Origin of the sequence: Rhodococcus baikonurensis, assembly GCF_040489275.1 — a bacterium.
Lineage (GTDB): Bacteria > Actinomycetota > Actinomycetes > Mycobacteriales > Mycobacteriaceae > Rhodococcus_F > Rhodococcus_F baikonurensis.
This window is the reverse complement of the sequence record NZ_JBEUOQ010000017.1, coordinates 31,393-43,678: the sequence shown is the minus strand read 5'-3', so window position 1 is coordinate 43,678 and position 12,286 is coordinate 31,393. Positions and strand designations below refer to the sequence as shown.

13 protein-coding genes are annotated in these 12,286 nt (G+C 62.7%); 3 read left to right on the top strand and 10 right to left on the bottom strand.

The genetic code is table 11. The features are described from left to right. The first annotated feature begins 13 nt into the window (after window positions 1-13). The gene (locus ABWI03_RS28160) at window positions 14-472 is read left to right on the top strand and encodes a peroxiredoxin (protein WP_020907928.1); all 459 of its coding nucleotides are present in this window, start codon (window positions 14-16) and stop codon (window positions 470-472) included. A gap of 21 nt (window positions 473-493) precedes the next feature. Here the strand turns inward: ABWI03_RS28160 and ABWI03_RS28155 are convergent, their stop codons facing one another. Next, window positions 494-1,276, bottom strand: a complete 783-nt coding sequence (locus ABWI03_RS28155) for a dioxygenase family protein (protein ID WP_124569825.1) — start codon at window positions 1,274-1,276, stop codon at window positions 494-496. Between the two features lie 175 nt (window positions 1,277-1,451). Between ABWI03_RS28155 and ABWI03_RS28150 the strand changes: the two genes are divergently transcribed. After that, on the top strand, window positions 1,452-1,961 hold the full coding sequence (locus ABWI03_RS28150; protein ID WP_030536759.1) for a MarR family winged helix-turn-helix transcriptional regulator: 510 nt from the start codon (window positions 1,452-1,454) through the stop codon (window positions 1,959-1,961). A gap of 25 nt (window positions 1,962-1,986) precedes the next feature. On the opposite strand, the gene ABWI03_RS28145 is transcribed toward ABWI03_RS28150, so the two are convergent. Beyond that, the gene (locus tag ABWI03_RS28145) at window positions 1,987-3,525 is read right to left on the bottom strand and encodes an FAD-binding protein (protein WP_298780738.1); all 1,539 of its coding nucleotides are present in this window, start codon (window positions 3,523-3,525) and stop codon (window positions 1,987-1,989) included. A gap of 290 nt (window positions 3,526-3,815) precedes the next feature. On the opposite strand from ABWI03_RS28145, the gene ABWI03_RS28140 reads away from it, so the two are divergent. Further along, the gene (locus tag ABWI03_RS28140) at window positions 3,816-4,406 is read left to right on the top strand and encodes a TetR/AcrR family transcriptional regulator (RefSeq protein ID WP_095973280.1); all 591 of its coding nucleotides are present in this window, start codon (window positions 3,816-3,818) and stop codon (window positions 4,404-4,406) included. On the opposite strand, the gene ABWI03_RS28135 is transcribed toward ABWI03_RS28140, so the two are convergent. Genes ABWI03_RS28135 through ABWI03_RS28100 form a run of 8 tightly spaced genes read right to left on the bottom strand, consistent with a single transcriptional unit; the run spans window position 4,403 to window position 12,285 of the window. After that, the gene (locus ABWI03_RS28135) at window positions 4,403-4,870 is read right to left on the bottom strand and encodes a hypothetical protein (RefSeq protein WP_124569827.1); all 468 of its coding nucleotides are present in this window, start codon (window positions 4,868-4,870) and stop codon (window positions 4,403-4,405) included. The two genes, ABWI03_RS28140 and ABWI03_RS28135, sit on opposite strands and share 4 nt — an antisense overlap. Further along, a complete protein-coding gene (locus ABWI03_RS28130) occupies window positions 4,867-5,403 on the bottom strand; it encodes an Rv1363c family protein (protein WP_296554499.1) in 537 nt (178 codons plus the stop codon). Before ABWI03_RS28130 ends, ABWI03_RS28135 begins: the two co-directional genes overlap by 4 nt. Beyond that, entirely contained in the window at window positions 5,370-6,689 is a 1,320-nt protein-coding gene (locus tag ABWI03_RS28125; protein WP_298780744.1) for an MCE family protein, read from the bottom strand. The genes ABWI03_RS28130 and ABWI03_RS28125 overlap by 34 nt, the downstream gene beginning before the upstream one ends. Then, complete coding sequence (locus tag ABWI03_RS28120; protein WP_298780747.1) at window positions 6,686-7,819, bottom strand: MCE family protein; 1,134 nt, start codon at window positions 7,817-7,819, stop codon at window positions 6,686-6,688. Before ABWI03_RS28120 ends, ABWI03_RS28125 begins: the two co-directional genes overlap by 4 nt. Continuing rightward, window positions 7,816-9,078 carry an MCE family protein gene (locus ABWI03_RS28115; protein ID WP_298780749.1) on the bottom strand — a complete coding sequence of 421 codons (1,263 nt, stop codon included), beginning with the start codon at window positions 9,076-9,078 and terminating at the stop codon, window positions 7,816-7,818. The genes ABWI03_RS28120 and ABWI03_RS28115 overlap by 4 nt, the downstream gene beginning before the upstream one ends. Beyond that, the gene (locus ABWI03_RS28110) at window positions 9,078-10,100 is read right to left on the bottom strand and encodes an MCE family protein (protein ID WP_298780753.1); all 1,023 of its coding nucleotides are present in this window, start codon (window positions 10,098-10,100) and stop codon (window positions 9,078-9,080) included. Before ABWI03_RS28110 ends, ABWI03_RS28115 begins: the two co-directional genes overlap by 1 nt. Further along, window positions 10,097-11,119, bottom strand: coding sequence for an MCE family protein (locus tag ABWI03_RS28105; protein WP_298780757.1), 1,023 nt, complete (start codon window positions 11,117-11,119; stop codon window positions 10,097-10,099). The genes ABWI03_RS28110 and ABWI03_RS28105 overlap by 4 nt, the downstream gene beginning before the upstream one ends. After that, window positions 11,116-12,285 carry an MCE family protein gene (locus tag ABWI03_RS28100; RefSeq protein ID WP_298780760.1) on the bottom strand — a complete coding sequence of 390 codons (1,170 nt, stop codon included), beginning with the start codon at window positions 12,283-12,285 and terminating at the stop codon, window positions 11,116-11,118. The genes ABWI03_RS28105 and ABWI03_RS28100 overlap by 4 nt, the downstream gene beginning before the upstream one ends. Window position 12,286 lies beyond the last annotated feature (1 nt).

Genomic DNA, 12,286 nt, shown 5'->3' with positions numbered 1-12,286 from the left:
TAACCTCGGCCGAATGAAACCAGGCCAACTCGCTCCCGATTTCTCGCTGCCCGACCAGGACGGGACTCCGCGCTCGCTGACGAGCCTGCTCGCGAACGGACCCTTGGTCCTCTTCTTCTACCCGGCAGCCTCGACGCCGGTGTGCACCGCCGAGGCGTGCCACTTCCGTGATCTGGGCAGCGAATTCGCCGCGGTGGGCGCTTCGCGGGCGGGTATCAGCACCGATACGGTCGAAGCTCAGTCCACCTTTGCCACCGCACAATCCTTCGACTACCCCCTACTCGCAGACACCGACGGCAAGGTAGCCGAACAGTTCGGCGTCAAGCGCGGACTCCTGGGCAAGTTGGCTCCGGTCAAACGCTCGACCTTCGTGATCGACACCGACCGCACCGTTCTCAAAGTCATCTCGAGTGAGCTACGCGCCAACACCCACGGCGACCAGGCACTCGAGTTCCTTCGCAATCGAAGCTGACTTTCCTGGGGACCTGATTCCCTAGGCGACCTGAATCGAGCGCTTCGCAAGCCCCATCCAGAATCCGTCGATCACCTGGGTGGGCACCTGTTCCGGATCGGACGACGCACCGAGCGTGACGAACAACGGGGCGAAGTGTTCGATGGTCGGATGCGCGTACGGCATCCCGGGAGCTTGGGCGCGGAAGTCGATCAACGAATCGACGTCACCGGCAGCGAACCTTTCCCCTGCCCACGCGTCGAATTCCGCCGACCATCCCGGGGCCTGCGCCTCCGGTGACGGATCGCGCAGGAACGGTAACCCGTGCGTGGTGAATCCAGATCCCACGATCAGTACGCCTTGCTCACGGAGTGGCCGTAGGCGCTCTCCGAGATGGAGCAAACGCTCGGGATCGAGAGTGGGCAGCGAAATTTGCAGTACCGGGATGTCTGCGTCCGGGTACATCACCGTGAGCGGCACGTAGGCACCATGATCCAGGCCTCGATTCGGCTGCTGAACCACTCGTTCGTTGTCCGGCATCAACGCGGCAACCTGGGCGGCGAGTTCCGGAGCGCCGGGAGAGTTGTACTTCGCGCGGTAGAACCTCTCGGGAAAACCACCGAAGTCGTAGATGAGCGGGGTGCCCGTGGTCGTCGAACCGATCGTCAGCGGCGCCGATTCCCAGTGCGCCGAGACGACGAGGATTGCCGTCGGGCGCGGAAGATCGCCGGCCCACGCCCCCAACTGGTCGACCCACAACGCGCTGTCCACCAGCGGCGGAGCACCGTGGCTGAGATACAGCGCAGGCATGGTTGCGGTGGACATACGGACTCCTCGGGATAGACATTCGTCATTAAGTTGAAGGTTCAACCTAATATAGAACTCAACACTTGCGTCCCGCAACTATTCCCCGCAATATTCTTCTGGACATGCGTCTGAGACGCTGTACACCAGCACGCTCCGTGCACGAAGAATGCTCGACCCGAAGGAGAAGTCACCGATGAGTGAACCGACCGCGCAGCCCGACGCGCAGTCTCAGACAAAGTGGCTCACAGCCGAGCAGCAGGAAGCCTGGCTGACACTGATCGCTCTCGTGACTCGATTGCCTGCCGCCCTCGACACTCAACTACAACGCGATTCGGCACTCACCCACTTCGAGTACTTCGTCCTAGCCGCACTCTCGGACGCCCCCGACCACAAGCTCCAGTTGTCGGTACTTGCCCAGCGCGCGAACGCGTCCCTGTCCCGCCTGTCGCACGTCATCACGAAGATGGAGAAAGCCGGCTGGGTGAAACGGGAAGTCATTCGCGGCAGCCGCGGCTCCAACGCAGTGCTCACCGACGAAGGAATGGCAAAGGTCGTCGCGGCCGCGCCGCCGCACGTCGCCTCGGTTCAAGGTCTCCTCTTCGAGGGTCTCGACGATCGACAGGTCGCCCAGCTTTCGTCGTTGGGTACGGCAATGCTCACCCAACTGGACAAGGGAATCGCCGCCGGACTCGGCAAGGCCTGACGCTTCCCGACACGAACGGGCTGACTTACGACAGCGGCTTCGTGAGGTCGAGTGCAGCCAAGTGGCTGAACAACATGCTCGCTCCGATCGGATTTCCACCGCCGGGGTACGTTGTCCCGCTGGCCGCTGCCATCGTGTTCCCCGCAGCGTACAACCCGGCAATCGCCGTACCGTCGGCTTTGAGTACCCTCGCGGTCGCGTCGGTGCGTAGACCACCTTTGGTCCCGAGGTCGGAGATTCCGAAAGCAGCAGCGTGAAACGGACCTTGGTCGATCAGTACGAGCGGCGAAGCCCCCTCCGAGAAGGCGCGGTCGTATGCAGTGTCTCCTCGGCCGAAGTCCGCGTCGACGCCGGTCGCCGCAGACGCGTTGAATCGCTTCACGGTCTCCACCAGTTCCGCTGCGGGGACATCGATCTGGGCGGCGAGGTCTTCGAGCGTCTGCGCACTCTTCCACAATCCCGCATCCACGTATTGCTTCGTCTGCGCCATAGGCACATTGGGTGCCTTCACCGGTGGCACTGCGCCTTCTCTGTTGTCGTAGATCATCCAGTACGGCGTGGTTACTTTCCCTGCCCGCATGTGTTCGATGACGGAGCGACCCAAGCGGTCGTACGGCGCAGACTCGTTGACGAACCGGCGACCCTTGTCGTCCACGAAGATTCCGCCGGTGAACCACAGCGCAAACGCAGAGCGGCCATCTGGATGGGTCAGCCCGGGCGACCACCAGGCCTCCCCCATGAGGTCGGTGTCGGCGCCCACGGCGATGGCCGCCTGGTGAGCCTTACCGAGGTTGCCGGGGCAGCCCATCGTGTCGAGAGCAGAACCAGGGACACCGAATTCGGCCCGCAGGGTCTCGTTCTGTTCGAATCCGCCGGCGGCCAGGATCACTCCTCTGTGGGCTCGGATCATTCGACGCCGACCACCTTGCTCGACGACAGCGCCGACGACCCGTCCGTCCTCGACAACCAATTCTTCGAGTGCGGTGTTCAGGTGCATGGCGGCATTCGGGTATGTCGAAAGTGCCAGCATGAATCGGCCGATCAACGACTGCCCGCCGACGAGGTACGCCGGCAACTCTTCTCCCAACCGCTCCGTCGCGAGCGGCGATCGAAGTGAATCACGAAGCACACCAAGCCTCGTCGCGTTCATCGGTTTGGGAACGATGTGTCGACCGCTCGCGCGAGCCTTGGGTTTTTCCCCGAAGTAGTCGGGCCATGGCAGTATCTGGAACTCGAAATTCGAGTCCTCTTCGAGATAGTCGATCAACCCGGCGCCGCCCCGAACGTATGCCTCCTGAACGTCGGCGGGCGTCCGATCACCCACCACCGAACGGTAGTACTCCAGCGCATCGTCGATGGTGTCGTCGTCCCCGGAACGGCGAAGAACGGCGTTGCACGGGAACCACATTCCGCCGCCGCCCGAGTACGCCGTTGTTCCGCCGTACTTGTCGGTCGCTTCGATCACAATGACGTCGAGACCTTCGCGGGCCGCCGTGTACGCGCCGGCGAGTCCGCCGCCCGAGCCCACAGCGAGTACGTCGCATGTCTCGTCCCACTTCGTCATAATCAGCCTCTCCGATCCTGGGCACACTTTCCGAACGTGTTCTAGAAATCGTTCTAACACATGGACTTAGCGATCGCGGGGGATCGAAATTCTGTCCCACCGAGCGGGAGCGAGACATGACACCGAGCGGAAGCGAGAGAGGACACCGAGCGGAAGCGAGACATGACACCGAGCGGGAGCGAGACATGACACCGAGCGGGAGCGAGAGAGGACACCGAGCGGGAGCGACATTGAGAATGTGATAGCGCATACTTTGCTCGCTCGGGTCCTATCCCGTAGTGTCTGGACACATGTCTGGTAAGACCAAGTTCGAGTCCACGCGTCGACGGCTCACACAGCAGCAAGCCGAAACCGTCGATCGATTGACCGCGGCAGCGATCACGGTCCTGCGCGACAAAGGGTTTGCCGATCTGACTGTGCGGATGGTGGCAGCGGAAGCGGGTGTCGCCGCGGCCACGGCATACACCTATTTTTCGTCCAAGAGTCACCTTGTGGCAGAACTGTTCTGGCGCCGACTCGACGCGGTACCTCACGAGCCCTCCCCGGAGGCGGAACGGGAAGCGCAGGTCTGCTCGGTCCTTCGTAGCGTCGCACTGCTCGTTTCCGACGAACCGGAGCTGGCGGCGGCCGTGACCACGGCGATGATGGGCAACGATCCCGACGTCGAACATCTTCGGGGACGCATCGGCAAGAACATCCGGGAGCGGCTCATCGAGGCACTGGGGCCGTCGTACGATCCCGACGTACTCGAAGCACTCGAAATCTCCTGGTCCGGGGCGCTTGTCCGAGCCGGCATGGGATACGAGTCCTATTCGCAGATCGCAGACCGGCTCGAAGTCACTGCCAGGCTGATCATGGCGGGCCGCGAGAACCTTCACTAGACGGGGATCATGGCACTCACCAGCCATGTTCCGTCGACTCGGTCGAGTGTCACCTCGACTCGGCTCGACGTCGACGCTGGTGCCGGCCGCGCGATACTCGTCGTGATCTGATCGACGAACATGAGCAATTCTGCGCGGTCTGCAGCCACGGAGCGCACGCCGACGTCGACTACCCGCGCCTTGGTGCTGATTCCCTGCTCCTTCGATTGGGGTGCAACCGTTTTCGATCCGAATTCGGCGAAGCTGTCCTGAAACGTTCCGCTTGCGCCCTCGGCAGCACGTGCAAGGTCGTCGTCGACCGTGTCGCTGTTGTAGCTCAAGAGATTCTCGACGAGCATCGGCGCCACACCGATCACCTCTACACGTGCGGTGTCAGCGGCTGCCGAACGGTGATGACTCCAGAGCAGAGTCCCACCGACTCCCACCAAGATCAGCGCCGCACACACCAAGACCACGCGCTTCACGGGACGAACTCCACACTCGACATCAGCACCCGCCCGTCGACCTCCTCGACACCGATGCGCAGACGGTAGGTTCGCGCCGAAGATTCTCCCGCTGAATTGCCGACCTGGGCCGAGGCTGCGATCAGTACCACTCCCGAGGTACCGGATTCCGATGCCAGGGCTGCGGTGTCGACACGACCATCGGAATCGACGGCGAAATCGCGGATCGATGCGACGAACGCAGATTCACCGGACTTCAGTTCGTCTGCAAAAGTTCCCGTAGTCAGCGACTTCAGCGTCGCGAGATCCACGTCGAGCGTGGCAGAGTGGACGTCGATCAGGGCAAGGGTTCCTGCGACCGCACCGGCGACGAACTCTTGACGCTGGGACTCTCGGGCGCGGTCCGATCGAACTGCCAGACAGCCGAAGACGACGACGACGCTCAGAGCCGCGAGTGCAATCCAGGCCAGGGCGGTGAGAACACCGGGTTTGCCTCGTACCGGATCCAGCACCTCGCCCCTCAGCGATTCGTCGGCGTCAGCAACTGTTGCCACGGCTCGCCCTCCCCCGGACCGGAGGCGGCCGGAGCCAACTCCGTGTGTTGATAGTCGACTCCGTCAGGCCCGGTGTACAACTCGCCGGGCGCATTGGTCCCCGACGGCACGTACGCCTCGGGGCTCCGGCAGATCTCCGGGCTCGGTGCTCGTTTGCCCGGTACCTCCATGCAGGGAATGTTCCGGGATCCACGAACTGCGAAGATCGAGTTCTGTGGAACTTTGCAGTACAGGTCGGCCGGGGTGTCCGGAACACTCATCTGGGTCGGGTCTCGTCGCTGATCGGCCGGAAGGTAACCAGTCGAGCACGCTGCAGGATCTTGCGCCTGGAGGTGGAAGTTGACGTTCGCGGCGCCGTCCACCTGCCCGCGTTGTACGACGGTTTCCTGTGCCGCGACCAGTGGCGGCAAGATGACGAGCACCTGTTCCAAGCCGGCGTTGTACGTCAAAGCCACCTGAGCAGTACTCGTGAAATTGGCAAGCAGCACAGGCAAAGTGGGTTGGAGGCCTTGAAACAGCAGGTCGGCTTCGGTCGCGAAGCCCGGTCCGGTTTCGAGGATATTGCGCACGGCGCCGTCGGCGATCTCCAACTGTCCACTGAGTTGAGCGACACTGGACGCCCACTGGCGAATCTGGTCGCCCGTCACCACCTGTGTCTGCAGGAGCGGATCCAACTGCTGTACGAGCGTCGTTGCCGGCGTCGTGGCAGCGGACATCTGATCGACGAACGAAGTGGTCGAATCCAGCAGACGAGCCAGGTCCTCTCCCCTGCCTCCGAAAGCCGCCGCGGACTCGTCGATCACCGATCGCAACTTGTCCTGCGGTACGGATGCGAGCATCGCCTGCGCCTGATCGAGGACCGGTCCGATCTCGGTCGGGATCGTGACAGCGTCGGGGCCGATCACGTCTCCGTCGGACAGAAAGGGTCCGTCCGCGGTGCTCGGTTGCATGTCGACATATTGCTCGCCGATGGCCGACACACTTCGCACCGCTACTGTGAGCCCGCTGGAGGGAACGGGAACCGCGCTCTCCAAAGATAATTCGGCGCGTACCACTCCCGGAGACAGACGCACCGACCTGACCTGACCGATGGTGTCGCCGCGATAGGTCACGTTCGCGTTCCGATACAGGCCGCCGGCGTCGGGCAGTTCGACTGTCACCGAATAGCGCCCGATGCCGAGCATGGTCGGAAATCTCAGGTACGAGATAGCCGCTGCGCTCATGCCTATCACCGCCAGGATCGCGAAGATCGTCAATTGCCTTCGCACCAACTTCGTGAGAATCATCGCCCACCGTCCTGGTCGGTCCGCCCGGTGTCACTTGGGGCGGCCCGCCCGGTACCCAGAGGCGCGGTCAAAGGATCGACCAGTATTCCGTTCTCCACCGGAGTTTGCGGCGCCCCGAACGGAGTACCGAAGCCGAGACCTGACTGGAGGCGATTGCTCGTGAGGTCGATCAGCGCCCACAAATTGGTGTAGTCACCGCGCATTCCGTCGTCGATGGTCGTCTGGGGGAAGGGGAAGGTACTCAGATTGCCCAAATTGTTGATCAGGTCCGGTCCGGTTTCGACCACCTTCTGCAGCGTCGATTCCAAGGCGCTCAAATTGGCTTTCACATCGTCGCGGGTCCGGTCGACCAGATCGGTCCCGACGTCCCCGAACCTGCCGACCGCATCGAGGGCGGTGGTCAGGTCGACGCGTTGGGCGCTCAGTTCCGCCAAGGCCGGATCAAGGGTCTCCAACGCCTCACCGAGAACGTCTCGCTGAGCCGTGATCTCGCCGGCGAACACGTCGAGATTCTCCATGGTCGTGACCATCGCCTCGCGTTGACGGTCGAGTGTCTCGGTCACGGTGTCCATCTGGCTCAGCAGGTCGCGCGCCGCATCGGTCCGTCCGCCGAGAGCAGTGTTCAGTTCCGTGGTGATGCTGTGAATCTGGGCCAGCCCACCGCCGTTGAGCACCAAGGACAGTGCCGTCAACGCTTCCTCGGTGGTGGGATAGACACTGGCCGATGCAAGGGGAATCACGGATCCCTCCGACAACCGCCCTTCCGGCGCCACCTCGGTGGGCGGCGCGAGCGCGACGTGTTTGGATCCGAGCAGACTGGTCTGGCCGATCTTGGCAGTCGCGTTGGCGGGCAGCGACACCGAGCCGTCGAGCGCAACCGTCACCCGTGCGTGCCAGTTGTCGGTCTCGATCGCACTGATACTTCCGACTGTCACGTCGTTGACCATGACCGGGGAGTTGGGGCTGATCGACGTGACGTCCGGCATCTCGATCACGACCGAGAAACTTCCCTCACCGCGGCCGGCCGCGCCCGGCAGCGACACCGAATTCAGCCCGCTCCATTGACAACCCGTCAGAACGAGCACAGCGCTCGCCGCCACACACACTGTTCCCCACCGGCGGCCAGTCATCGTGATCCTGTCGACGGCATGAGCAAGCCGGTCAGATCAGACGCCACCGGTACCGTCGGAAAACTCAAGGCGCCCGTCGGTTCCAGATCAGGCTCGCTGTACACCAGTTGGTCCGGAAGAGCGCCGAGCGCCCGGGTCGGGTTGATGCTCAGGTCCGGGTAGTTGGCCTTGATCGTGTTGAGCAACGGGCCGAGGTATTCGATGCACAAATCCGCGCCCTTCTTCGAGGTGTCGTTGGCCAGGCCGGCGATTCCGCCGCAGATCAAGTCGATCGGGTTGCCGACGTTCTGGAATGCGGGCACACCCACCATCGCTCCTTGGGCCGGCCGGTAGACGTTGTAGTAGTTCGACAACGCTGTCGGAGCCAGATGCAGTACCTTCTCGAGACCTGCGCGCTTGTCGACCAATACCTGGGACACATCTGCCAACTTCGCGATCTGCTCCGTCAAGCCGGTTCGGTTCTGTTCGACAAACCGCTGTACGTCGACGACGGCGGCGTCCAGATCGGCGAGAGCCGGAGCCAATTGCGTCCGGCTCTCGGCGAGCACACTCGAGACATGTGCCAGCCGTCCTTGGAACTGAACGATCTGTTCGTCGCTTGCCGCGAGCGCCGTCGTGAAGGTCTGCAGGCCGCGGATGGTGCCGAACAGATCGGCTCCGCCTTCGTCGAGTGTGCTCATAGCCTCCGAGAGTTCGGTCACCGAGCGCCCCAGCGCTTCCCCGTTGCCGGCCAGTGCGGATCCGGCACCGTCGAGGAAGTTGGCGGCGGGACCGCGATCGTCCCCGTCGGGACCCAAAGCATCGGCGGCCCGGCCCAGCTGTTCCTTGATCTGGTCCCACTCGACCGGGACCGCCGTTCGGTCGAGCCCGATCTCCGCACCGTCATTCAGTGCGTCGGCGCCGTCCGTCACCGCCGGCGTCAACTGCACGAAGCGGGCCGAGACCAGCGACTGGGCAACGATCACCGCTTTCGCGTCCTCGGCGACGGGAACCTCGCGGGCCAATTTCAGTTCGACGCGCATTCGATCACCCTGAGGGGCGATCTCGGTGACACGGCCGACGTCGACTCCCACGACACGAACGTCGTCACCGACATACAGACCAGTCGTCGAGGTGAAGTAGGCCGTCACGTTGTAATAGCGCAGATGTTGCACCGCAAGGTATCCCGACACGACGACGATCGCCGCCCCGATGATGCCTGCGCCGACGAGGACGATTCGACGCCGGTTCAGCGGATTGCGAACTCGTGAGGCACCCATCATCGAACCTCCGGAATCGGCAGCGGTGCAGGTGGTAGCCCGAACATCGCGTTGATCAACGGTTGGGTGTATTGCGCCGGTACCAGGTTCTGGACGTACGCGTAATAGAAGGGACCACTGGCCACGGTGTCACCGAGCGTGCCCACGTACGTACCGAGACCGTCGATTCCCTGAGAAAGGTTGTCCTTGTTGTTCTGCAGAATGCCGACAACGGTATCGAGTTTGCCGAGGACCGGCTGCAATTGCGCCTCGTTGTCGTGGACGAGTCCACTCAGCTGGGTCGACAATGCCGAGATGTTCGTGATCACTTCCCCCAGCGCCGCCTGTCGCCGATCCAGTTCTCCCAACAACGCGTTGCCGTCGACGAGTAGAGCGTTGACCTGTGGACCACGCTCGGCCAACGTTCCGGCGACGTCGTTTGCATCGGACAGCAAGGTGCGCAACATGTCGTCCCGCCGATTGACGCTGTCGGAGATCCGTGCGACGCCGTCCAGTGCCGGCCTCAGGTTCGGCGCACTGTCGGACATCACCTGCCCCACTGCGTCGAGTGATTCGGAGAGTTGGTCGAGATCGATGTCCTCGACCGTCGTGGTGAGGTCACCGAGCACGTCGGGCAGCGAGTACGCCGATCTTGTTCTCTCGTCCGGGATCTCGCCGCCGACCGCGATCCTTCCCGGACCGTCCAGATCGAGCGATACCGCTCGCTTGCCGAGCAACGACATCGTGGTGACGGCGGCCGACGTGCTTTCTCCCAAACCGATCGAGCCTTCCAGTGTGAAATCCACGCGCGCGAGTCCGTGCTCGACCTCGATCCGATCCACCGTTCCGATCTTCACTCCGGCGGCGTTGACTTCGTCTCCCGGCGCGAGACCGCTGGCGTCGGCGAACACCGCGCTGTACCCGACACCCGATTTCAGGAACTGCAGATTCTGATACTGGAGCGATGCCAATACGACGGCGGCCGTGACGACCAATCCCACGACCCCCACGCGTACGGCCTGGCTCTGCGCCATCTCTCTCATCGTGGTGCGCACCTTCCGGTCGTCTGATCCACCAGGTCGACAGTGAGCGGCGTACCGTCGGCACCGTCGACCTTCAGGGCGATTCCGCACAGATAGAAGTTGAAGAACGACCCGTACGAGCCGACTCGGATCAGCTGCTTGTAGTTCGAGGGCATGGACGCGAGAATCCGATCGAGCTCACTTTGTTGCTCGATCAGCGGATTCAGGCTTGCGTCCAGCTTCGACAGGTTTCCCGCGATGTCCGGGCGAACTCCGGCGAGGAGATCGGCGAAGGTGCCTGATGCGGTGTTCACACTCTCGACGGCAGTCCCGATCATCTCCCGATCCGCCGCGAGCCCGCTCACCAGCTGTTGTAGGTGATCGAGAGTGTCACTGAACTGTCCACCGCGGCTGCGCAATTCACTGAGCACACCGTCGAGGTTGCCGATCACTCGACCGATCAGTTGGTCGCGGTCCGCGAGAGTGTTCGTGATCGATCCGGTGTGTGCCAACACCGATGCCACAGTTCCGGACTGGCCTTGAAACACCTCGAGCAAGGACATCGACAACGCGTTGACCTGCTCCGGGTCCAGGGCTTGAAACAGCGGCTTGAAACCACCGAGTAGCGCATCGAGGTCGAGTGCCGGCGCGGTGCGATCGACGGGAATGCTCTCGCCCTGTGGCTGCGGTTCCGCGATCCCCGGATCGTCGAGCAGTTCGAGGTATCGATTACCCACCAGGTCCTGATACCGAACAGCGGCCCTGGTCGAAACGGTCACGGTGTCAGCCGTATCCACACTGAAACTCACGTGGGCACGGTGATTCCCACCGAATTCGACGGAGCCGACAGAACCGACGGGCACACCGGCGATGCGCACCTTGTCGCCCGCTCTGAGCCCGGAGGCGTTGACGAACTCCGCCGAGAAGGACTTGGCATCGCCGCCCCGCATCTGACCGAATACGAGGATCAGCCCGGCGTTGACGAGGATCATCACCAGAACAAAAATTCCGAACTTGACGGTGTATCCACGAACTTTCATCGGATCTCCATCCCGAACAGATAGCTCATCAGATCCGGGACCGTGTTCATCGGCTGCCCACCGTTCGGTTGACGCTCGGGCGCAAACGGATTCACCCCGGTGTCGGTCACCAGGTAAGGCGCGTTGACGTTCGGATCACGCAGAGGAAGGCCCATACACTGCGGGCCACCTGTTGCCGCGACCTTCGGGAGGTCGTCGGGATATCGGTACGGTTCGGTCCCGGCGATCAGACCGATCGACATCTTGATGCCTGGTTGTCCGTTGTAGGCGCCGTCGCCGATCTTCTTGCTCTCCTGCAGTCCGTGGAACATGCAGGGAATCACCGGGGAATATTCCTCGAGCAGTGCGGTGGTCGGCCGCAGTAACGACAGAACGGTGTCGATGCCGTCGGCGTTGGCTCCCAGTACATCTTCTCCGGTGCGGGCGACCCCGATCACGTTGAGCAAGAGGAGATCAAGATTCTGCTGCTCGTCGAGAACAGTGGTTCCCGTCGTCGTGAGCGAGTCGAGGGTGTCGAGCAAGTCGAGAACAGCGTCGCGGTAGGTCTGTGTGACGGCTGGTAAATCAGTCAACACATGATCGAGAGCCTCACGTGCAGTGTTGAATTCGAGCAACGAGGAATCTGCTTGTTCGAGTGCGACCCCGAGCCGTTCGCCGCGTCCTTGCAGAGCAGTCGAGAGGGCACCCAATGTCGAATCAAGCTTGCCCGGGTCCACCGTCCGGAGCACGGTGGTGAGTTTCTCGAACACCGTGTTCAGCTCGACAGTCACCCGGGATGCGTCGATCGTCGCCCCGGCGGCAAGTCGCGCGCTGCTCGGCTGCTCCGGCGAGGACAGGCTGACGAACTTCGCACCGAAGGCCGTGTTCGACGTGATCGCCACATCCACGTTGGACGGAATCGATTCGAGCGCTTCGGGATCGATCGACAACGACAGTTGTGCGGTAGCGTCGTCAGTCGGCGTGATGGACTCCACCGAGCCCACGGTCACCCCGGCCATCTTCACCCGCGCGCCCGGATCCATCACGAGCCCCGCGCGCTCCGCGATCACCGTGATCGGGACGCGAGCGACAAACACCTGGTTGAAAGACGCGACCGACAAAGCGATGACCCCGACGATCGCCGCAGCCAAGCCCAGAGCAGCCAACTTGTAGCCGTATCTGTGCACG

Excerpts from the sequence above, each read along its gene's own strand:
- ABWI03_RS28110 (WP_298780753.1), bottom strand. The coding sequence starts at position 10,100 with ATGAGAGAGATGGCGCAGAGCCAGGCCGTACGCGTGGGGGTCGTGGGA.
- ABWI03_RS28125 (WP_298780744.1), bottom strand. The coding sequence starts at position 6,689 with ATGATTCTCACGAAGTTGGTGCGAAGGCAATTGACGATCTTCGCGATC.
- ABWI03_RS28145 (WP_298780738.1), bottom strand. The coding sequence starts at position 3,525 with ATGACGAAGTGGGACGAGACATGCGACGTACTCGCTGTGGGCTCGGGC.
- ABWI03_RS28120 (WP_298780747.1), bottom strand. The coding sequence starts at position 7,819 with ATGACTGGCCGCCGGTGGGGAACAGTGTGTGTGGCGGCGAGCGCTGTG.
- ABWI03_RS28150 (WP_030536759.1), top strand. The coding sequence starts at position 1,452 with ATGAGTGAACCGACCGCGCAGCCCGACGCGCAGTCTCAGACAAAGTGG.
- ABWI03_RS28160 (WP_020907928.1), top strand. The coding sequence starts at position 14 with ATGAAACCAGGCCAACTCGCTCCCGATTTCTCGCTGCCCGACCAGGAC.
- ABWI03_RS28155 (WP_124569825.1), bottom strand. The coding sequence starts at position 1,276 with ATGTCCACCGCAACCATGCCTGCGCTGTATCTCAGCCACGGTGCTCCG.
- ABWI03_RS28105 (WP_298780757.1), bottom strand. The coding sequence starts at position 11,119 with ATGAAAGTTCGTGGATACACCGTCAAGTTCGGAATTTTTGTTCTGGTG.
- ABWI03_RS28140 (WP_095973280.1), top strand. The coding sequence starts at position 3,816 with ATGTCTGGTAAGACCAAGTTCGAGTCCACGCGTCGACGGCTCACACAG.
- ABWI03_RS28115 (WP_298780749.1), bottom strand. The coding sequence starts at position 9,078 with ATGGGTGCCTCACGAGTTCGCAATCCGCTGAACCGGCGTCGAATCGTC.